Here is a 21,181-nt window from a genome sequence, read left to right as displayed (position 1 = left end):
CCAGTCTTGTTAGAAAATTACATCTTAACAAATGCAGAAATAGCAAATCGTTTATCACGCAATGACGCTAACCAAAAGATGTAATTCAATAAATTCGATAGCCGACATTTCGATTTATATTCCAACAGACTGGATTTTGAATTTTTTATTTGTGTATTTTTATGGCCGATGACACGCCATATTATTCGATATTTTTTCCTCTTAACACTAGCTCTAGTATTCTTTTCTTGTAATGAACATACTTCTGACGAGAGCTTATCTATTTTTAGGTATAACGAATCGGCAGGTATTAGTAGTTTAGACCCTGCTTTTGCTAAAGATCAAGCCAGTATATGGGTGGCTAATCAAATATTTGACGGCTTAGTCCAATTGGATTCTTCCTTGAATGTTCAACCTTGTATTGCTCATTCTTGGCAAATATCCGAAGACGCTAAGGGTTATACTTTTTTGTTGAGAGATGATGTATATTTTCATTCTCACGAATATTTTAATGGATTGGGTGATAGAAAGGTAAAAGCCTCTGATTTCGTTTATAGCTTTGACCGTTTGACTGATAAAAACGTAGCCTCGCCCGGAGCTTGGGTAATGAACAATGTTGACTATTATGAAGCCCTTAATGATAGCACACTGTCAATTCATTTAAAAGAAGCTTTTCCACCATTTTTAGGTCTATTGACTATGCCTTATTGTTCGGTTGTACCAAGAAAAATAGTTGAGAACACCAATTTTAGAGATGCACCTGTTGGTACAGGTCCTTTTCATTTTCAATATTGGAAAGAAAACGTAAAGCTCGTTTTGAGAAAAAATAATGCCTATCATGAGAATGGGTTTCCTTTGTTGGATGCCGTAGCTATAACATTCATTAAAGACAAACAAACTGCCTTCCTAGAGTTTATAAAGGGTAATTTGGATTTTATATCTGGGTTAGATGCTTCTTACAAAGACGAAGTATTAACGCCACAAGGGGAGTTGCAAAATGACTATAAGTGTAAAATTCAATTACAGACCTTACCTTATTTAAATACCGAGTATTTAGGCTTTTTGATGGACGAAAACAATTTGTCTCCCACTCAACATTTAGCAGTTAGAAAGGCTATCAATTACGGTTTTGATAGACAAAAGATGATGACCTATTTGCGTAATAATATAGGTAGTCCAGCAACGGAAGGTTTTGTTCCTAAAGGATTGCCCTCGTTTACCGATAGTTTGAATGGTTTTGATTATAATCCTGATTTATCTAGAAAACTATTAGCCGGTGCAGCTATTAGCAGCCCTATATCTATTGAATTAAACACTACTAGCTCATATTTGGATTTGTGTGAGTTTATTCAAAATCAATTGTCTGATGTGGGTATTAGCGTAGAAATTAATATCAATCCGCCATCTACACACAGACAGATGGTAGCCACCTCAAAATTGGATTTCTTTAGAGGTTCGTGGATAGCAGACTATGCCGATGCAGAAAACTATCTGGCCTTGTTTTACTCTAAGAATTTTTGTCCGAATGGTCCAAATTACACCCATTTTTCTAACCCTGTATACGATGAGTATTACGAATTAGCCTTGAAGGAAGTGTCATTGGAAAAAAGACAATACTATTACCAACTAATGGATCAGATGATATTGGATAATGCGGCAATTGTACCCTTGTATTATGATCAAGTTATTCGATTCGTCCAGAACGACATTGTGGGTTTCGAATCCAATGCTATGAATTTGTTACAGTTAAAGAGAGTTGAAAAACAAAACGATTAGTTAAAAGCACTTATTATTGGATAATGATCAGAAAGACTTACTTCACTGGTTTTGAAATTTACAATCTCTAGCTCTGGACTATACAAAATGTAGTCTATTCGAAGTGCAGGAAATTTACCATTATAAGTTTGTCCTATACCTAGCCCAGCATTAGCAAAACTGTCGTTTAAACCTTCTGAGAGTTGCTTATATGTAAATGAAGTGGGGGTGTCGTTAAAATCACCGCAGAGAATAATTGGGTAGGGCGAGGTATTCATATGAGCTTTAATGGCTTTTACTTGTTTAGCTCTTTTGAAAAAAGATACTTTGAGTCTTTCAATAATACTTTCAGCACCTTCAACAGTTGGCCTGTCTAAAAATTCATAATCTTCTTTTTGAAACCAATTGGATGCCAAGTGAGCATTATACACTCTAATACTGTCTTCACCTATCACTATGTCGCTATAAATACAGACGTTATTGGTTCTTTCTCCAGAAATACTAACTGTTCCTTTGTTGAAAACAGGAAATTTGGAATAGGTTGCCATTCTCCAACTCTTACGTTCGTTTTGCAAACCGATATGACTAAAAGGGTAATTGAATTTTGGTAATTCTTTAGGGGCATAAAATTCTTGTAGGCAAAGGACACTAGGCGATTCGTTATTTACATATTCAATAATATCTTCCTTTACATTATCTTTATTAATCCAGTCGTAAGCATTAAATAATCTAACATTATAGCTCATGATAGTAAATTGACTATCGGTTGATGTTTGATTTTTTTGAATAATAATTAGGTTTTTGATATGTGCATAACCTAGCAATATAATGATGATGTTAGTCCAAACATATTTTTTAAAACGTATTATCCAATAAAGAGCAAACAAGCAATTTATGAGCAAAAGAAAAGGATATATTAATCCTAATAAGGCAATAGGCCACAAAAAGGTGTCCGGGCTAATGTAAGGCGAAGCATAGGAAAGGAAAAGCGCAAAAAGCAATAGCATATTAAGAATATATAGAATGCCGTTTAGCATAGCTTTATTTTTTACTGGCTTTAAATAAGGTTTCTTTTTCTTCTTTGTTTAAACTATCGTATCCTGATTTGGCGATTTTATCAAGAATCCTATTGATTTGCTGTTGTTCGTTGGATTTGTTTTCTCGCCATTGGTCATCGGTTTTTGGTCGTTTGTAGGCCGTTTTCAATGGTGTTGATGGCTTGAAAAGATTAACCAAATAATCCATTAAATGATTAAACCAACGACTAGTATCTTTACCTTTCAATAATTGTCGGCTATAATAAAATCCATAAAACGCACCGCCTAGATGGGCTATGTGTCCTCCAGCATTTCCATTAGGAATAAGAATTAAATCCAATACGATGGACACTATAGCTATATGCTTTAGTTTTACTCTACCAATAAAGGTGAGATTAACGATATAATTAGGGACGTATGTGGCAATAGCTACTAATACTGCTAATACTGATGCAGATGAGCCTACCGCCATAGATTGAGCAAGAACACTATCGAAAACAGGGAAATAATTAAAAGCTAAAATGTAAAATAAACCACCTGTTAAACCGCCTAAAACATAGGTGCTTACAATTTGTTTATTGCTAAGGTATTTTAAGAATATAGTGCCACCAAAATAAAGCCATAGTAGATTGAATATCAGATGGATAAATCCATCGTGAACAAACATATATGTTATGAGTGTCCAGGGTTTGGAAAGTAATTCGCTTCCATTGGCTGGAAGAGCTACTAGGTTAATAAGTTCATAACTGGGTTGATTGAATAGAAAGAAGAAGACACTAAGAACCTCAATAAATACAAAAACAGCAAGGTTGATGTAGATAATACGACTTAATAAGCTGCCTTTTTTAAAGCTATGTTTTAATTCGTTAAATATCATAATTAGTAAAAATGTTGGCTATTCTTACGCCAATATTTAATGAGTAAATATCCAAATAACATTCCGCCAAGATGAGCAAAGTGTGCTACATTATCACCAGGATTGTTTTGTAGCCCAAGCCACAATTCTAATAATCCATATCCAGCAACAAAGTATTTGGCTTTAATAGGTATTGCGAAATAAAGGTAAATAAGAGTGTTTGGAAATAACATGCCAAAAGCTAAAAGTAATCCAAATACTGCACCAGAAGCTCCAACAGTAGGAGTGTGGTAAAGTATGTTTAATTTTCCCATCAGAGGATTAACAAAATTCTGCCCATTCTGTAGAGCGTTATAGCCGTCAGCAAGAACGGTACTGATTTGCTCGGCAGACATTTGAGCTTCTACCATTGAAATTTGAAATTGACTTACGCCTAAATGTAAAAGTGCTGCACCAAAGCCGGTAATCATATAGTAAATCAGAAAGCGTTTAGAACCCCAAATGTTTTCTAGTTGATTACCAAACATCCATAAGGCAAACATATTGAAAAGTATATGCGAGAGGTTGCCATGCATGAATAAATGAGTAACGAACTGATGGGGTCTGAAATCTGGAGATTGCCAATTGTGAAGTCCAAAAATTTGATCTAGATTAATACCGAAATTACCGCCTAAAACAAATTTGGCCAAAAAGAATAAGGCATTTATAATCAAAAGATTTTTTACAACCTCAGGTAAATAACTGAATTTAGCTGGTCCGATGTTCATATTAAAACTTTTTAACTAATTCCTCTAGTGTTAATGTGATAAGTGTAGGTTTTCCTTTAGCTGTAGTGTTGGGTATCTGACAGGCGAATAGATTGTCAATAATAGAACGCATTTCTTCTTGATTTAGCTTGCGTCCGGATTGGATAGACATACTCTTTGCTAGTGATCGAGATAGGTTGTCATGTTTTTCTATTGAAGATTCATTCTTAAACTGTTCAACCAATTCCTCAATAACTTTATCTAGGTTATCCATTTCTACATCGGTTGGGGTTCCTAGTACCACAATACTGTTTTTGTTCAAATAATCAAATCTAAAGCCCATATTCAAAAGCTCATCGCTTATGGTTTTTACAATTTCAATATCAGAAGGTGCCAGTTCAATTGTCTTAGGGAATAAAAGCTGTTGAGAAGGCCCTTCGTTATGCTGCATTTTCAAATAATACTCATATAATATTCTTTCGTGAGCCCTTTGTTGGTGTATAATCATAAGGCCTGACTTTATGCTAGAAACTATATATTGCCTATTGAGTTGAAAAATAGTCTTATCTGTTTCTTCCGTGTTTTCGCTCCAACTTTTTCCCAGTACTTCGGTAGTATTATTGCTTGGGGTTGGAAGTTCTTCAAAAAGCTGTTCCCAATTTTCAGTTTTTACTTTTGGTGTTGGGGAGTAGGTATTGTCAGATTTTGTTTTTTGTTCAAATGGATTATAGCTCGAATCTACTTTTATACTAGGTTCTTTAAGATTTACTTTCTTCGAAGTAGGGATATTATCAAAAGCGGGGTCTTTTTCAAAATCCAATGAGGGTACGATATTATGTACGCCTAGAGCTCTTTTTACACAGGAACGTACAATAGCGTAAATGGATTTTTCATCTTCAAATTTTATCTCTGTTTTAGTAGGGTGAATATTGACGTCAATAAATTTTGGGTCAATGTCAAAAAACAAAAAATAAGAGGGGTGGTGTTTTTCTGGAATAAGTTCTTGAAAAGCATTGGCAACAGCATGGTGTAAATAACCGCTTTTTATAAAGCGTTGATTAACAAAGAAAAACTGTTCTCCTCTAGTTTTTCTTGAAAATTCTGGCTTACCAACAAATCCGTTGACCGCAACTAAAGATGTTTCTTCTTTGACAGGTACGAGTTTCTCGTTGTACTTATTTCCAAATATCCCTACAATACGTTGTTTTAAAGATGATGAAGGTAGATTGAAAACTTCCTTATCGTTTTGAAAAAAGCTCATTGCACAATCGGGGTGAGCTAAAGCCATACGCTGAAATTCATCGATAATATGTTTCAGCTCAACGTTGTCTGACTTTAAGAAATTTCTTCTAGCAGGGACATTAAAAAATAAATTTTTGATGGATATAGATGTGCCGTTATTAGTGGCGCAACTTTCTTGCGATTTTAACTCACTTCCTTCAACTAATATCTTAGTGCCTAAATCGTTAGAATGTAATTTGGTTTTTATCTCTAGGTGAGATATAGCCGCCATAGATGCCATTGCCTCACCTCTAAACCCCATTGTTCTGATTGAGAATAAATCATCTGCCTTTTTGATTTTTGAAGTGGCGTGCCTTTCTAGTGACATTCTAGCATCAGTATCGCTCATTCCAGAGCCATTATCCACAACTTGAATGAGGGTTCTGCCAGCATCTTTTATGATGAGTTTAATATTTGAAGCACCTGCATCTATTGCGTTCTCTATTAATTCCTTTACGGCAGATGAAGGTCTTTGTATAACTTCTCCAGCAGCTATTTGGTTGGCAACATGATCGGGTAAAAGTTGAATAAGGTCTGACATATTAGATTTTCAATAAAGCAAAGCTAATTAATAGTAATATGATAACGATAAGAATAATGCGTTTATTTGATACTGCCACTTCTTTTGAGCGTTTTGATTGTTGCCAGTCTTTATTAAACCTTAAAGACGATTTGCCGCTTTCAGCATTTTTGATTCTTTTTTCTAAATCTTCTTTTTGGGCATCGTAGTATCTCGTCTTCAAATCGAACTGACGATGTCTCGATGTTTTAAAAAAGCTTGGAAGTTTGGGTGCTTGCATACAGCAAAAATACATAAATCTGTAGCAATAGAGTAGGGCAGTAGAATTGAATTTTTGAGTCCATTTTATGTTATTTGATGAGGACTATTTTTTAAAGCTAAAGCTGTTTGTTTTGTACTGATGTAAACATAAATTAGTTGTTTTTTGATCTATTTTTGTTATAAAATCAAACACTTTGGATTAAAAATACATAACTATTGTAATTTCAGTATATTACAATATTTATATGAATTAAAATATTAATAAAAATAGACGATTATAGCTATTTAATGTGAATATATAGTGGTGTTTTTATGTTGATTCAAATAAATAATGTTTACATTTGTAACAGGATAAAATAATGGAAAATCGTATTCAAAATATCATCGAAAATTATGAGTTAAGCTCTAACGCATTTGCTAAAGAAATTGATGTAAATCGTTCAACAGTGTCGCACATTTTGTCAGGACGTAATAAGCCAAGTATTGAAGTTTTGCAAAAGATTCTTAAACGCTTTCCAGATGTTTCGGCTAATTGGCTTTTATTGGGTCAAGGTGGTATGTTTGAGCTTCAAACTAAAACATCTGAACAAGGTAATGAATCTAAATCACCGGAAAGTGATAGCAAAACGATTGATAAAATTGTTGTTTTTTATAATGATAATAGTTTTGAAGAATACCATCCGAACAAATAAACTTATTATTTTTGCCTAACCAACACTTCTAAAGATGTATAAACTGTTAGTCAAGCCCATCCTATTTTTATTTCAAGCCGAATTTATACACCATCTTATCTTTAAATTAATCAAATTAGCCTCATATATTCCTTTCAAATTAAAAGCTTGGGATAGTATTTTCAGAGTTAAAGACGATAGACTCAAAATAGAGGTCTTTGGTTTAACATTTGATAACCCTGTAGGGCTTGCTGCAGGATTTGATAAAGATGCTAAGCTTTTTAACGAACTTGCTTCTTTCGGATTTGGATTTATTGAGATAGGAACTCTTACTCCTGTAGCTCAAGCTGGAAACCCAAAGCCTCGATTGTTTAGGCTACCTCAAGACAACTCATTGATTAATAGAATGGGATTTAATAATGGTGGAGTAGAAGATGCTGTTAAACGTCTAAAAAACAGAAAAACGAATATTATTATTGGCGGAAACATTGGGAAAAATAAAGTGACTTCTAATGACGATGCGGTTAAAGATTATGAGATTTCTTTTGAGTCACTTTTTGATTATGTAGATTATTTTGTAGTTAATGTAAGCTCACCTAACACACCAGGATTAAGGGAGTTACAAGAAAAAGAACCTCTTACTAAGTTGCTTCTTCGATTACAAGAATTAAACGATTTAAAGATTAAAAGGAAACCTATACTTTTAAAGATTGCTCCAGATTTAACCAATGAACAATTGGATGATATCGTTCAGATAGTCACAGATACACGCTTAGATGGTTTAATAGCCACAAACACTACGATTGATAGAAATGGTCTTAAAACCTCTAAAAACAACCTTGATTTGATAGGAAATGGCGGTGTAAGTGGTCAGGCTGTTAAGAATCGTTCAACCGATGTTATTCGCTATATCTCTGAAAAGTCTAAAAAGAGTTTTCCAATTATTGGTGTTGGGGGTATTCACTCTGCTGAAGATGCTATTGAAAAATTAAATGCAGGGGCGACCTTAGTTCAGATATATACAGGTTTTGTTTATGAAGGGCCTGGTATTGTGAGAATGATTAACAAAGGAATAATAGATGCTTATGAAGATCATAGAATGTCCTAGAGATGCGATGCAGGGAATAAGCGATTTTATTCCTACAGAGAAAAAAGTAGCTTATCTTAATGCATTATTGAAGGTAGGGTTTGATACCTTGGATTTTGGAAGTTTTGTTTCTCCTAAGGCCATACCTCAAATGAAAGATACAGCCGATGTGCTTTCGCAACTAAATGATTCTAAAACAAAATTATTAGCAATTGTTGCTAATCAAAGAGGTGCTGATGATGCTTGTGCCTTTGAGCGTATTGATTATTTAGGCTATCCTTTTTCTGTTTCTGAAACCTTTCAACAGCGCAATACAAACAAAAGTATTGGACAGTCTTTGTCCTTAGTTGAAGATTTGCAAAGTAGTTGTCAAAAACACGGTAAACAGCTTGTAGTTTACTTATCTATGGCCTTTGGCAATCCTTACGGAGAGCATTGGCACGAAGATATTGTAGCCAAATGGGGAGAGAAATTGTCCGAATTAGATGTTAAAACGTTAGCCTTATCCGATACTATTGGAGTTTCAAACCCTTCTAATATCGAACGTTTATTTTCTTTGTTGATCTCAGAATATCCAAAAGTAGAGTGGGGCGCACACCTTCATACTCATCCTGAAAGTTGGAGAGAAAAGGTAGAAACGGCCTACAATAGTGGTTGTCGTCGTTTTGATGGTGCAATAAAAGGCTTTGGGGGTTGTCCTATGGCAAAAGACGATTTGGTAGGTAATATGCCGACTGAAAAATTAGTGTCTTTTACTCAAGAAAAGAAAATAGAAACGGGAGTAAATACCTTGGCTTTTGAAAGCGCATACAATAAAGCGATTGATACCTTTTAAACCTGTTAGTTTTTGATAATTCTATGTATTTCTTGAGAATAATCCTTATTCAATACTTTTAAAATGTAATTCCCCTTGGAAATAGCTTTTAAATTAATTCTTTCAATATAATCGCTTTCCATTACTTTTTTCGCATCTATTGAATAAAGACTTAGCTGTATTATTTCTTGTCGCTACTAACATTAAGGAAGTCATAAGTAGGGTTAGGGTAAACTAAGGTGTACCAACAACAGGGCAGTTATAGCCATTGTTCATGGAGGACAAAGAAGTACTGAATTCCCAACCATCTTGTCCAGTAATATCTCCTAGGGATAAATTTTCAAAATCATAGACGGCAATCTGTTGAGAAAAGGACGAGAAAAAGAAAAAAGTAAAAAGGATGAAAAATAAGCGTTTTGTCATCTTAGAAGGGCTTTAAGAGTTGTTGATAATACCTATCAAATATAAGTTATTTTTTAAAAAGTGTAAAGAAAATAGGACTAACTTTGTACCGTTACGGTTTCTTAAAAGAATTAATAGGGAAGGAGGTGTAAGTCCTCAACTGTTCCCGCAGCTGTAAGCTCAACAATAACCTAAGATCTACAGTCCACTGTTTTAACGAATGGGAAGGCCACTTAGGAGAGTAAGTCAGAAGACCTGCCGTCACAAGCGAACGGAAAACCTCGGGATAAGGTAATCTTAGTATTTATCTTTTTTAAACCTAAATTAAAATGAAAAAAACAATTTTGCTAATGTGCATTGCATTTCAATGTGTATTTGCCCAAAACGATGTTGTAAACCAAGTATTGGTTCTCAACGAAGGACGTTATGATTACGAAACTGGTGAAATAACCACTCCAGTAACAATCGGAAGTTATGATCCGATTACAACGGATTATTCAGTAGTAGATACCATTGATGGTGCTCGTTTTGCATCCGATATGCTAATCGATGGCGATTATCTTTACGTAGCTGCTGACACTCAATTGTTAAAGTACGATTTGAATACGTATGAATTATTAGCAACTCAAGCTGTAAGTGGAGTTAGGAATTTGGCAATATTTGATGGTAAGATTTTTGCTTCTAGAGGTGATTATGATAGTCAAACATATTTGCCAATATTATTCAACTCCTACCTTCAAATATTCAACACCTCGGATTTAAGTTTTTATATGGAGTTAGATACAATTACTGGTCCAAAATGGTCTACTCAGAATATGGTAATTAATGACAACAATCTTTTTGTTGCTATCAATAATGGGTTTGAATGGGGTAATGAAAAATCTCTAATAGGTGTTATTGATTTATCTACACTTAACTATCAGGAAGAAATTGACCTTGGTGCAGATGGTACAAATCCTGATAATATGATGATTGATGACGATTATATTTACACCGTTAACAACAAGAATTGGTCGGGTGCATCCTTTTCTAAAATTGATCTTAGCACATTAACAGCTTCAACTATTAATGTTTCTAACATGAGTACCGGCTGCGGTACATCTTGCTTGAGAGGGGATAAAATTAACTTTCAGATTTCAATGGATTCTGTTTTATTAGAGTGGGATCCTATAACTTTCACATCTGAAGGCAATGCATTGGGAGTTAATCAGAATTTTTATGAGTTAGCACATGATGAAGTCAATGACCTTTTATATACTAGCTCAACAGATTATGTTTCATATGGTAAAGTACATATTTACGATGCTGATAATAATCTTGTTTCTGAATTCGATTGTGGTGTTTCGCCAGGCACAATAGTGTTTGATGTCAGAAGCACAACTTCAATTCACGATTATGAAATGGGGCAAAACACAGATAATATGCTGTTTGATATATTTGGTAGAAAATTAATAACACTAGATAGTCAGCCTAAAGGAATTTATATCGATTCAGGTAAAAAAGTATTTAGGCAATAATTTTTTAAAATAATTTTAAAAGGAGCTTCGGCTCCTTTTTTTATTTTTTATATTTATCAAAATTGAAAGAATATGTTAGAACTCGCTGCAATTATTGTTTTTGGTTTACTTGCTCAGTGGATAGCTTGGAGAATGAAAATACCCGCTATATTTCCTCTTATACTATTGGGTTTAGCTATGGGGCCATTATCTACTTTAGTTTTAGACTATCAATGGATTAATCCTGAAAATATTTTTGCGGGTAAAACCATGTATTATTTTGTTTCCCTTTCGGTTGGTGTAATACTATTTGAAGGAGGATTAACCTTAAAATTCAAAGAAGTAAGACAGTTAGCTGGTGTGGTTAGAAATTTGCTCATTTTTGGACCTATTGTGATGGGTATAGGAGGAGCCTTAGCGGCTCATTATTTCTTAGGAATGGATTATAGAGTAGGTCTTCTCTTTGGTTCTTTAATCATAGTAACAGGGCCTACTGTAATTGCACCTATTCTTAGAAGTGTCCGCCCAAAGAAAAACATAAGTACTATTTTGAAATGGGAAGGTATAGCAATTGACCCAATTGGTGCTTTAGTAGCTGTATTGGTTTATGAATTGCTATTTGTATCGACAATGGGAGTAGGAGGCGATCACTCTATGGGATTAACTCAAGTGGCTTTAAAAACCTTTTTCCTAACTCTTTGTGTAGGAACATTTTTCGGACTTCTTTCAGGATGGACTTTACATTCACTATTGAAAAGAAATTTAATTCCTCATTTTTTGATTAATGTACTTTCCCTAGGGTTTGTCATTTTTGCTTTTGCTGGTGCAGATACATTACAGGCTGAGTCAGGTTTATTATCAGTTACTGTAATGGGAATACTATTGGCAAATATCAAAACACCAAACCTTGATAAAATCCTCGATTTCAAAGAAAGTCTAACTGTTATTTTGATTTCAGTTTTGTTCATCATTTTATCGGCCAAAATATCAATGGAAGATTTGAGGCTATTAGAGATAAACTCATTGTATATCTTCTTAATTGTTGTTTTTGTTTTACGACCTATTGTGGTATGGATTAGTTCATGGAGGTCTGATTTGAATTGGCGTGAAAAGGCTTTTATTGCTTGGGTAGGGCCAAAAGGTATTGTGGCTGCTGCTGTAGCATCATTGTTTTCATTATATCTGATGTCTGATAAAATTAGTTTACCAGCTTCACTTAGAGCAGACGTAGAGTTATTAGTACCATTAACATTCATGATAATTTTAGGGACAGTAACTTTAAATGGACTTACTGCCAAAGCTGTTGCTCGTGTTTTAGGTCTAATTCAAGATGTTAAAAATGGGGTGGTTATTGTTGGTGCAAATGAAGGATCAATTAGCATAGCGAAGTATTTAGAAAAACACAATATTTCTAACACTCTTGTTGATCTTTCAAGGGAAAATATCCGTCAAGCAAGAGCAGCAAAGTTAAATGTTCTTGAGAAAAACATCTTATCTGATGATGACGATTTAGAGTTAGATAATGTAGGTCATTTATTGGCATTAACATCCAGTAATGATGTAAATATATTTGCGTGTAGGAAGCTTAAAACTACATTTGGAGAATCTAATGTACATAGACTGATTACTGTAAATGAAATAAAATTTGATGCTTTATCACGTCCAAATAATATTTTATTCTCTGATGATACGGATTATATTAAACTTATATAATTAGTAAGAAAGCATCCTCAAGTCAAAGAATTAGATATAACATCGGAGGAGGAATTAAAATCTCTACTATCAAGTGATAAAAACACATATATACCTATGCTTGTTCGTAGAGGAGATAAGATCGAATTCATTACTGTTGATTATGAATATCAGTATTTAGAGGGAGATAAACTAGCATATATCGGGGAGTTAAATTAGTTATATTTGCCCCCAAAATATCTTCTAATGAAAAACACTGCACTCACACAAAAGCATACGGATTTAGGTGCTAAAATGGTTCCCTTTGCTGGATATAATATGCCTGTTCAATATGAAGGTGTAACTGCTGAACACTTGAATGTAAGAGATAATGTAGGAGTTTTTGATGTATCTCACATGGGAGAATTTTTTGTTGAAGGTCCTAATGCATTAGATTTAATACAAAAAGTTACTTCTAATGATGTATCCGTTTTGGTTGATGGTCAAGTCCAATATTCTTGTATGCCTAACTTGAGTGGAGGTATAGTTGATGATTTACTAGTTTACAGATTTAATGCTCAAAAATATATGTTGGTGGTTAACGCTTCAAATATTGAAAAAGATTGGAACTGGATTCATCAATTTAACACAAATAATGTTAAAATAAGTAATCTATCAGATGATTACTCTCTATTAGCTGTTCAAGGGCCTAAGGCTGCTCAGGCTCTTCAATCTCTTACCCCTGTGGATTTGTCTTCAATGAAATACTATTCTTTTGAAGAAGGTGATTTTTGTGGACTTAAAGATGTAATTGTTTCTGCTACGGGTTATACTGGTGCTGGTGGTTTTGAAATATACTTTCCTAATGAACACGCTGAAATTATTTGGGATTCGATTTTTGATTCTGGTCAAGCCTATGGCATTCAGCCTATAGGTTTAGCCGCTAGAGATACTCTAAGGTTAGAAATGGGTTTTTGTCTTTACGGGAATGATATTAATGATGAAACTTCTCCATTAGAAGCTGGCTTGGGATGGATTACGAAGTTTACTAATGATTTTAATTATTCCAGAGAATTATTGGCTGAAAAAGAGAACGGTATTCAGCGTAAAAGAATTGGATTTGAAATGTTAGAGAGAGGTATTGCTAGAAATGGTTATGCAATTTTAAATGAAAACGATGAACAAATAGGTTTTGTAACCTCTGGAACTATGTCGCCTTCATTACAAAAATCTATTGGTATGGGATATGTAAATACAGCTTACGCAAAACTGGATAATGATTTGTTTATTCAAATAAGAAATAAAAAGCTAAAAGCTAAAGTCGTTAAGTTACCTTTCTTCAAAGATTAGTTTATATGAATAATATAAAAGTTTGTTTAACACCATCACTTTTCCCTATTTATTGCGATAGAAAAAGTATAGTAGTTGTGGTAGATGTTTTACGTGCTACATCAGCAATATGTACGGCTTTAGATTTAGGGGTTCAATCCATTAGACCTGTATCTACTTTAGAAGATGCTTTGGATTTTAAAGATAAAGAGGATTATGTTTTGGCAGCAGAGCGTAACGGAAAAATTGTTAGAGGTTTTGATTTAGGTAATTCCCCAACAGAATACAGCAGACAATGTTTAGAGGGTAAAAAGATGGTATTAACGACTACCAATGGTACCAGAGCCATCAATATTGCCAAACGTGACCATCCTGTTGTTGTGGGTTCTTTTTTAAATTTAGCCGTACTCACTAACTACCTTATTGAACAAGATAAAAACATTATTATTTTGTGTGCTGGATGGAAAGGTGACTTTTGTTTAGAAGACACCTTATTTGCTGGAGCTTTGACCGAAAAACTTGTTAAAAATGAACGTTTTTTCTTTGAAAATGACTCAACTGCTAATAGCCTAATGCTTTATCAAAAAGCTAAAGGCAATATGTTTGATTTCTTAAAAGACTCTCAACACAGAAAACGTCTAGAGCATCTGGGCATAGAAAATGATATACGTTATTGTTTAGAGCAGAATAAAATAAATGTTGTACCTATCTTAAAAGATAATGTATTGACTCCATACTCATGAAAAAAGTATTATTAAGCTTTATTGTTTTCTTCTTAGTTAATGATACAGTTTATACATGGGGCTTTTTTGCTCATCATAAAATCAATAAAATGGCTGTTTATACTTTGCCTGAGAGTATGAACACCTTTTTTTTAAATCACATAAAACATCTGGAAGACAAGGCTGTAAACGCTGATAAGCGAAAATTCACTATAAAGGGTGAAGCTCCAAGACATTTTATCGATATAGATGCTTATAGTGTAGATTCACCTTTTGCAGTAATGCCGCAAAAGTGGGACGATGCCGTTATAAAATTTTCTGAAGATACTTTAATAAAATACGGCATTTTACCTTGGCATATCAATAAACAATATTATGTGTTGGTTAAATCTTTGAGAGATCATAATATAGAGCGTTCTATTAACCTGTTGTCAGATTTGGGACATTATATTGCCGATGCTCATGTTCCTTGCATACTACTCTTAATTACGATGGTCAGTTAACTAATCAGAAAGGTATACACGCTTTTTGGGAATCACGATTACCAGAATTGTTTGCCGATAATTACGATTTTTTTCTTCCTAAAGTTAGTTATCAAGAAAATATGCTTTCTTATGTATGGTCTATTATAGAAAATAGTTACGCAGCCAAAGATTCTGTGTTACTTTTTGAGGCTAAATTAAACCAACAGTTTGCATCCGATTCTAAATATAGCATAGAAGAAAAAGGGCAGGGGGACAAGAAAGCATATTCAGTAGAGTATTCAGAAGCGTATCATAAGATGTTAGATAATATGGTAGAAAGACAGATGCGTTCTTCAATTTTAGCTATTGGTTGCGTATGGTATTCTGCTTGGATTGATGCCGGTCAGCCTAATATGGATGAGTGGTCGCACAAAGATTAATAACAAAAAAAAGACTTAGTATCCGATACTAAGTCTTTTTATGTTTTGGAATAAATTTCTATTAGAAGTAATAAGATAAACCAACCGAGAAATTAATACCCGATCCTTTAACGGTTCTCTCTGTAGCTTTCTCTCCCATATCTACAACACTTAGAATAGGGTGTATAGCATCTTCTTTCATAGAAGAAGTAGAGTTGTACATGTAATAGTTAAATTGTGGTTCAACACTAAATTTGTTAGATAAAAATGCACTAAAACCTAAACCTAAATTTATTGTAGATGATGATAAGTCAGTTGTTGTACTTAAAGAGCTTATAGCATCTTTAACTTCTTCCTTTCCAGAAGTAATACGGTATGAACCATCTATGAAAAAAGAATTGCCTTTTCTTAATTGAAAGTTATATCTAACGAAAGGAGCTATGTTCATCATAGTTTTAGAATAAGTTATGTCATTATTTACGGATGCAGCAACTAGGCTGTACAGTTCAAAATAGTGGTCAGCATACGTTGTGCCATTTGTAATGACGTCTGGTAAGCCAGTAAACCAAACATTTGTTAGACTGTCAGAAAGACTAGCACTTGCAATTTTAGAATCCGCATTAGTTTTGAAGATACTGGTTTCAGTATCATAGCCAAAGCCCACACCTATCATTAATTTGTTAGCTATGAAGTGACCAACTTTAAAGTTTACATTGAATTCACTTTGCTTATCTTGATCTAATAGGTAGGTGTAAGGAAATAGAAATCCTAGATTTAAACTATCCGTTTCATTTACTAGAGTATCCCTAAAGCCTGTAAATGTTACGTCAATGGTGTTTTCAGAGTTTGTGGATGAGCTAAAATTGATATTGCTACTTGATGCGCCTAGAAACCAATTTCCCTTTTCAAATTGAGCATTTACATGAGAAGAAATGATTACTAATATGACTAGAAGAATATTTTTCATAATAGTGTTTTAAAGTTGAATTAATTGTTTGCTAATATAAGCTATTTGAATTATTGATTTAACATTACCGGCATTACTAACATCAAAACTTCTTCATTTTCAGAAACACCATCCTGTGGAATGATAATCCCTGCTCGATTAGGAGCACTCATTTCTAAGTTAATTTGTTCTGAAGTAAGATTATTTATCATTTCCAAAAGGTAACGAGAATTGAAGCCAATTTCTAGGTCTTCTCCTGTATATTGACAGCTTAATCTTTCGAATGCCTCATTAGAGAAGTCCAAGTCTTCTGACGATATATTGAGCTCAGAACCAGCGATTTTAAGTCTTATCTGATGAGTAGATTTACTTGCAAATATGGCAACTCGACGAATAGAATTGTAAAATTCTAATCGATCAATAGTAAGAACGTTAGGATTCTCTTTAGGAATTACAGCTTCATAATTCGGATATTTTCCATCTATCAATCGGCATATTAACTCTACATCATCAAAAACAAAAAAGGCATTTGTTTCGTTATATTCTATAGTGACTTCACTATCATTTACCAAGGAATTTTTGAGTAGAGTAAGTGGCTTTTTAGGAAGGATATATGAAACTGTATTTTCTGCAGTAGTGTCAGTCCTTCTGTATTTCACAAGTTTATGTGCGTCAGTAGCTACAAAAGTACAGCCATCAGAAGATAATTCGCAAAACACACCAGACATTATTGGTCTGAGTTCATCATTGCCGGTAGCAAATAATGTTTTGTTTATTGCTGACGCTAATACCGAAGCTGGCATGCTTGTTTTAGATGCAGACTCCATTGATGGGGTTTTGGGAAATTCATCACCATTTTGTCCTGCCAATTTAAATTTTCCATTTTCAGAGCCAATTTCTATTCCAAAAGTAGATTCATCTATCAAGAATGTTAATGGTTGATCTGAAAACGTTTTTAAGGTATCTATCAAAAGTTTTGCTGGAATAGCAATATTACCGTCTTCATCGGCTTCTGCATTTTTCACTTTAGTTTTCATGGTAGTTTCTAAATCAGAGGCTGAAATAGAAAGTGTATTTGCAGATATTTCAAATAAAAAGTTATCTAAAATGGGTAGGGTATTACTCGAGTTTAATACACCACTAATCGTTTGGAGTTGCTTTAATAATTGCGCACTAGAAACTATAAATTTCATATTCGTTTTTTCTGAATGTGTTAACAAACAAATATATAAGATTTACCCTTCTTAGAGTAAGATATTTTTCAACTATTTTTCAACACTAAATTGAGGCGATCTTAAAAGTATTTTATCAAACACATAAAATTGGATAAGTATTAAGTCAGAATTAAGTTTTGCATACATTCTATCGACATCATACTCTAGTTTTTCGCCATTATCTTGCATGTATTCTTCTCTTTTTGGTTCTTTGTGGTAGGCGACAAGAGAATCTGTTTTTCCATTTTGATCAGTTATACTAATGGTGTAAAAAGGTTTACTTTTGAAAATAGAGTCTTTTTTCGAATAGTCATTCATAAAACCTTCACTATTAACAGATTTGAATAAATCCATATAAGTATCGCCTTGACTCTCAGGAATAACCTTTGTAATTTTATTCTTTGTAAAGCTGTAATACTCCTTTTGACGATGCATTTTAAAGGACTGAGTAGAATCATCATGATTGGTAACGCTAACAGTTTTTATATCTTTAGGATTATACCTAAAGATGTTTCTATCCCTCCAAAGGTCACTGCCCACAGTGGTTCCATCAATTGTGTATCTAGGGCTAAGAAAGCCGTTAAAACCAGGTATATATACAACAAAAGCACGACTTGAATTTTCTAAAAGCATAAAACTACCAATGAGGTCTTTCGCTTCACCACCAATAAAATAAGTTTTGTGTGATTCGTCCGGGTTTTCTGTGAATATTTCAACTTTTACGGCTGAACTAGCAAGATTCTTAATAATTCTATCATGCATGCTATTACTCACTGGGTGTTTTACTTCTATGTCTTTAATGGTTTTTAGTAAAAAATCTACCGCTTCGGAACGTGCTATAAATTCGTTATTGACTAACCAAATGTTTTTTTCTTTTTTGGATAGTGTAACGGTATTACCATGCTTATCAGCAAAAAATACCTTTTGAATTCTTGAAGTATCTTCAACCGCAAAATCACTCAATTCTTCACTTATGGTATTGTTTTCTTTGTTCAAGAAAAATAAAACTAGAGAAGATATTATAAGAGCAGCAAGTAAAATTATTTTTTTCATTTGTATTTCTTTTTTCTATAATAACCAAAAGTTAAGATGATAAGAACTATAAATTGCAGAGGCAACACCGTGTTTATGATTTGCCATTTTAGTCTATTGTTTTTTGTTTCGGACTTATTTAGAAGTCTTAGGTTTACCTCTTTAGCTCTAATATTAATTAGTTTTTCATTACCTAATAGATAGTTCAGAGCATTAACTATCAATTGCTTATTGCCATTAAATTGAGATTTACTAAATTGATTATAACCTAGAGGGAAGGCGTTTCCTGATGAAGAAACATGATTTTTTATGATATCACCATCACCAAACACCATCATACTATTATCAGGGCTTTCTAGCTTAGGGGCTAAACTTTCGTTATTAGGTGCAAGACGGTTTTTGAATGCCGATTGAAATTCTCCTTCTAGAAGGTATGCTAGCACTGTTTCACCAGATTTAAATTGTTCAATAGCAGGTTCTTGCTCTAATATTTGTAAACTAACTCTGTGTGGTGCTTTTACAATTTTTGAATAGGGCGATGAAAACAGAAGTGGAGTTTTCTTGATGTTGGGCACTTTGATAGTGTCTAAAGTACTTACGAAAGCACTTTTTATTCCATCTAAATTTTTGACAATAGACTGTTTATTTTTTGGAATGATAATAGGGTGGTATAGCCAAGGTAATAATTGCTGTTGTGGTACATTACCTTGATAGCCAACTATTATAGGGATTTGATCGGCTTGAAAATCCATAATCAAATCATAATTTATTCTTATACCATATTTAAACAGTAAATCTGTTAAATTCAAATCAAGAGGTGTAGCCATCGAGAAAGGTACATTTCCTTTTAAACTATCCATATCCATAGCCACTCCATCTAAAAACCAAAGTGTCTTTCCACCGTTCATAATATATTGATCTATCAGAAACTTATCTACTTCTGAGAAGGCTAATGATGGTTTTGCAATGATCAATGCTTTATATTGACTTAGGCGATTAATCTGATTACTTAAGCTTGGCAAATTGTTGCTATCTACTTCAAATTCTTTTATGTTGATTCTTTCAACCTTAAAATATTCTGATAACGACCCTTTAATATTTCCTAGCGAGTGGCTGATGTCGGCAGTTTCTAATTCGTTCAACTCATTGTGACCTTCTAGAAAAGCAATTTTAGGTTTGTAATTGGTTAGGAGTTTGTGAATAGCATTGGTGAGTTCATACTCTATGTTCTCTACAGAATTATTGAGAACATTTTCAGGATTAGTACCGATTTGATTTTGCAATAGGTTCAATGATTCACTTCTTCCTTTGTAGTAGATAATAGCACCAGGAAATATAATTTGCTCACTGTTGCCATTACTTTCCTGTACTTGAAGATTAGTTGGCTCTAAGCCGTTTTCAGATAACTCTTTGTAGATTTTATTTCTTTCATCGACGCTTTCAGTTTCATTCGGATCAATAAATTGATACTCTATCAATGAATTGTGGTATCTAAACTCATCCAATGTTTCTTTACAAGAGTTTTTTAACCTTATGAAGCCAGCAGGTAGGTTGCCGTTTAGATAAACTTTTACAAAAACAATATCATCAATTGAGTTTAGTGTTTCCTTTGTAGCCTCGTTTAAAGAATATTTCTTTTCTTCGGTTAAATCTAGCCTAAAGTAAAGGTTGCTAGCAAAAACATTTACTACCAGAAGAAGTAGTATATTTATTATTAAAGATTTGTCTTTTAAAAACGCTTTCATCTTCTTTTGCTAATTGAGTGGCTAGTAAGTTGAATAAAAATAATATTAAGACTTAAAAAGTAGATTATATCTCTACTATCAATAACTCCTCTGCTTAGACTATTATAGTGTGAATCAATACCTATGTAGCTGATTGCTAATTGTATTTTACCATTAGACAACTCATTTGCTATTAAATCCCAACCAAGGTAAAAGAATGCACTAATAAAAATGGCTGTTACAAAAGATGTAATTTGATTTTTGCTAGTAGAAGATGCATACACGCCTATTGACACAAATACACTAGACAATAAAAATAGACCTATATACGATCCAATTATTCCAGCGGTATCAATATTGCCAATGGTTTCAGAAAGATTATATAAACTGTAGTAGTATACTAGTGTTGGAATGATAGCAAGCCAGACAATTATTAAACCCGAAAAATATTTAGATAATACAAGTTTGGTATTCGAAATAGGGGAGGTTTGTAAAATTTCAATAGTCCCCTCCTTGTATTCATCAGAGAATAAGCGCATTGTTAAAGCAGGAATAAAGAGTAGGAATAAAAACGGAGAAAGTGAAAACAAACCATTCATTTGAGTGAACCCAGAATCTAGTATGTTAAAATCACTAGAGAATACCCAAAGAAAAGCACCATTAGTTAATAAATAGCTTATGACTATAATTATACCAGAAGTGTGGCTAAAGAAGGTATTTATTTCTTTTTTAAAAAGTGCATACATAAGATTGCA

Annotated in this window: 21 protein-coding genes and 1 riboswitch; of the genes, 10 read left to right on the top strand and 11 right to left on the bottom strand. The window is 33.5% G+C overall.

Annotated features, from left to right (window positions below):
• Positions 1–168: 168 nt before the first annotated feature.
• Positions 169–1,755, top strand: coding sequence for an ABC transporter substrate-binding protein (locus tag P8I29_05825; protein MDG1917321.1), 1,587 nt, complete (start codon positions 169–171; stop codon positions 1,753–1,755).
• On the opposite strand, the gene P8I29_05820 is transcribed toward P8I29_05825, so the two are convergent.
• From P8I29_05820 to P8I29_05800, 5 genes are read right to left on the bottom strand one after another with little or no spacing between them, the layout of a single operon-like run.
• Positions 1,752–2,771, bottom strand: a complete 1,020-nt coding sequence (locus P8I29_05820; GenBank protein ID MDG1917320.1) for an endonuclease/exonuclease/phosphatase family protein — start codon at positions 2,769–2,771, stop codon at positions 1,752–1,754. The genes P8I29_05825 and P8I29_05820 overlap by 4 nt on opposite strands.
• Positions 2,772–2,775: 4 nt before the next feature.
• Complete coding sequence (locus P8I29_05815) at positions 2,776–3,648, bottom strand: rhomboid family intramembrane serine protease (protein MDG1917319.1); 873 nt, start codon at positions 3,646–3,648, stop codon at positions 2,776–2,778.
• Positions 3,649–3,650: 2 nt separating this feature from the next.
• A complete protein-coding gene (locus P8I29_05810; GenBank protein MDG1917318.1) occupies positions 3,651–4,394 on the bottom strand; it encodes a rhomboid family intramembrane serine protease in 744 nt (247 codons plus the stop codon).
• A gap of 1 nt (position 4,395) precedes the next feature.
• A complete protein-coding gene (mutL, locus tag P8I29_05805; GenBank protein ID MDG1917317.1) occupies positions 4,396–6,195 on the bottom strand; it encodes a DNA mismatch repair endonuclease MutL in 1,800 nt (599 codons plus the stop codon).
• 1 nt (position 6,196) lies between these two features.
• The gene (locus tag P8I29_05800) at positions 6,197–6,454 is read right to left on the bottom strand and encodes a hypothetical protein (GenBank protein ID MDG1917316.1); all 258 of its coding nucleotides are present in this window, start codon (positions 6,452–6,454) and stop codon (positions 6,197–6,199) included.
• Positions 6,455–6,794: 340 nt separating this feature from the next.
• Between P8I29_05800 and P8I29_05795 the strand changes: the two genes are divergently transcribed.
• From P8I29_05795 to P8I29_05785, 3 genes are read left to right on the top strand one after another with little or no spacing between them, the layout of a single operon-like run.
• Positions 6,795–7,127: a helix-turn-helix transcriptional regulator gene (locus P8I29_05795; protein MDG1917315.1), complete on the top strand. Its 333-nt coding sequence runs from the start codon at positions 6,795–6,797 to the stop codon at positions 7,125–7,127.
• Positions 7,128–7,161: 34 nt separating this feature from the next.
• Positions 7,162–8,214 carry a quinone-dependent dihydroorotate dehydrogenase gene (locus tag P8I29_05790; protein MDG1917314.1) on the top strand — a complete coding sequence of 351 codons (1,053 nt, stop codon included), beginning with the start codon at positions 7,162–7,164 and terminating at the stop codon, positions 8,212–8,214.
• Positions 8,192–9,028 (top strand): hydroxymethylglutaryl-CoA lyase, encoded by an 837-nt coding sequence (locus P8I29_05785; protein ID MDG1917313.1) that lies wholly within the window; start codon positions 8,192–8,194, stop codon positions 9,026–9,028. The genes P8I29_05790 and P8I29_05785 overlap by 23 nt, the downstream gene beginning before the upstream one ends.
• A 213-nt stretch (positions 9,029–9,241) precedes the next feature.
• On the opposite strand, the gene P8I29_05780 is transcribed toward P8I29_05785, so the two are convergent.
• Entirely contained in the window at positions 9,242–9,430 is a 189-nt protein-coding gene (locus tag P8I29_05780) for a hypothetical protein (protein ID MDG1917312.1), read from the bottom strand.
• Positions 9,431–9,507: 77 nt separating this feature from the next.
• Positions 9,508–9,687: riboswitch (cobalamin riboswitch) on the top strand.
• Positions 9,688–9,738: 51 nt separating this feature from the next.
• On the opposite strand from P8I29_05780, the gene P8I29_05775 reads away from it, so the two are divergent.
• The 6 genes from P8I29_05775 (at position 9,739) to P8I29_05750 (ending at position 15,531) form a co-directional block, all read left to right on the top strand.
• A complete protein-coding gene (locus P8I29_05775; GenBank protein MDG1917311.1) occupies positions 9,739–10,926 on the top strand; it encodes a hypothetical protein in 1,188 nt (395 codons plus the stop codon).
• A 72-nt stretch (positions 10,927–10,998) separates the two neighbouring features.
• Complete coding sequence (locus tag P8I29_05770; protein ID MDG1917310.1) at positions 10,999–12,618, top strand: sodium:proton antiporter; 1,620 nt, start codon at positions 10,999–11,001, stop codon at positions 12,616–12,618.
• Between the two features lie 225 nt (positions 12,619–12,843).
• Positions 12,844–13,926 carry a glycine cleavage system aminomethyltransferase GcvT gene (gcvT, locus tag P8I29_05765; protein ID MDG1917309.1) on the top strand — a complete coding sequence of 361 codons (1,083 nt, stop codon included), beginning with the start codon at positions 12,844–12,846 and terminating at the stop codon, positions 13,924–13,926.
• A gap of 5 nt (positions 13,927–13,931) precedes the next feature.
• A complete protein-coding gene (locus P8I29_05760) occupies positions 13,932–14,648 on the top strand; it encodes a 2-phosphosulfolactate phosphatase (GenBank protein ID MDG1917308.1) in 717 nt (238 codons plus the stop codon).
• Entirely contained in the window at positions 14,645–15,130 is a 486-nt protein-coding gene (locus P8I29_05755) for a hypothetical protein (protein ID MDG1917307.1), read from the top strand. Before P8I29_05760 ends, P8I29_05755 begins: the two co-directional genes overlap by 4 nt.
• Positions 15,097–15,531, top strand: a complete 435-nt coding sequence (locus tag P8I29_05750) for a hypothetical protein (GenBank protein MDG1917306.1) — start codon at positions 15,097–15,099, stop codon at positions 15,529–15,531. Before P8I29_05755 ends, P8I29_05750 begins: the two co-directional genes overlap by 34 nt.
• A 61-nt stretch (positions 15,532–15,592) precedes the next feature.
• On the opposite strand, the gene P8I29_05745 is transcribed toward P8I29_05750, so the two are convergent.
• The 5 genes from P8I29_05745 to P8I29_05725 form a co-directional block, all read right to left on the bottom strand.
• Entirely contained in the window at positions 15,593–16,477 is an 885-nt protein-coding gene (locus P8I29_05745; GenBank protein ID MDG1917305.1) for a hypothetical protein, read from the bottom strand.
• Between the two features lie 50 nt (positions 16,478–16,527).
• Positions 16,528–17,649 (bottom strand): DNA polymerase III subunit beta, encoded by a 1,122-nt coding sequence (dnaN, locus tag P8I29_05740; GenBank protein ID MDG1917304.1) that lies wholly within the window; start codon positions 17,647–17,649, stop codon positions 16,528–16,530.
• A 72-nt stretch (positions 17,650–17,721) separates the two neighbouring features.
• Positions 17,722–18,723, bottom strand: a complete 1,002-nt coding sequence (locus P8I29_05735; GenBank protein MDG1917303.1) for a DUF4340 domain-containing protein — start codon at positions 18,721–18,723, stop codon at positions 17,722–17,724.
• The gene (gene gldG, locus P8I29_05730) at positions 18,720–20,447 is read right to left on the bottom strand and encodes a gliding motility-associated ABC transporter substrate-binding protein GldG (protein ID MDG1917302.1); all 1,728 of its coding nucleotides are present in this window, start codon (positions 20,445–20,447) and stop codon (positions 18,720–18,722) included. Before gldG ends, P8I29_05735 begins: the two co-directional genes overlap by 4 nt.
• On the bottom strand, positions 20,444–21,172 hold the full coding sequence (locus tag P8I29_05725; GenBank protein ID MDG1917301.1) for an ABC transporter permease subunit: 729 nt from the start codon (positions 21,170–21,172) through the stop codon (positions 20,444–20,446). The genes gldG and P8I29_05725 overlap by 4 nt, the downstream gene beginning before the upstream one ends.
• Positions 21,173–21,181 lie beyond the last annotated feature (9 nt).

Source organism: Flavobacteriales bacterium, assembly GCA_029248105.1.
Taxonomy (GTDB): domain Bacteria; phylum Bacteroidota; class Bacteroidia; order Flavobacteriales; family UBA7312; genus UBA8444.
The sequence above is the reverse complement of the archived record's forward strand: the minus strand, read 5'-3'. Positions and strand labels throughout refer to the sequence as shown.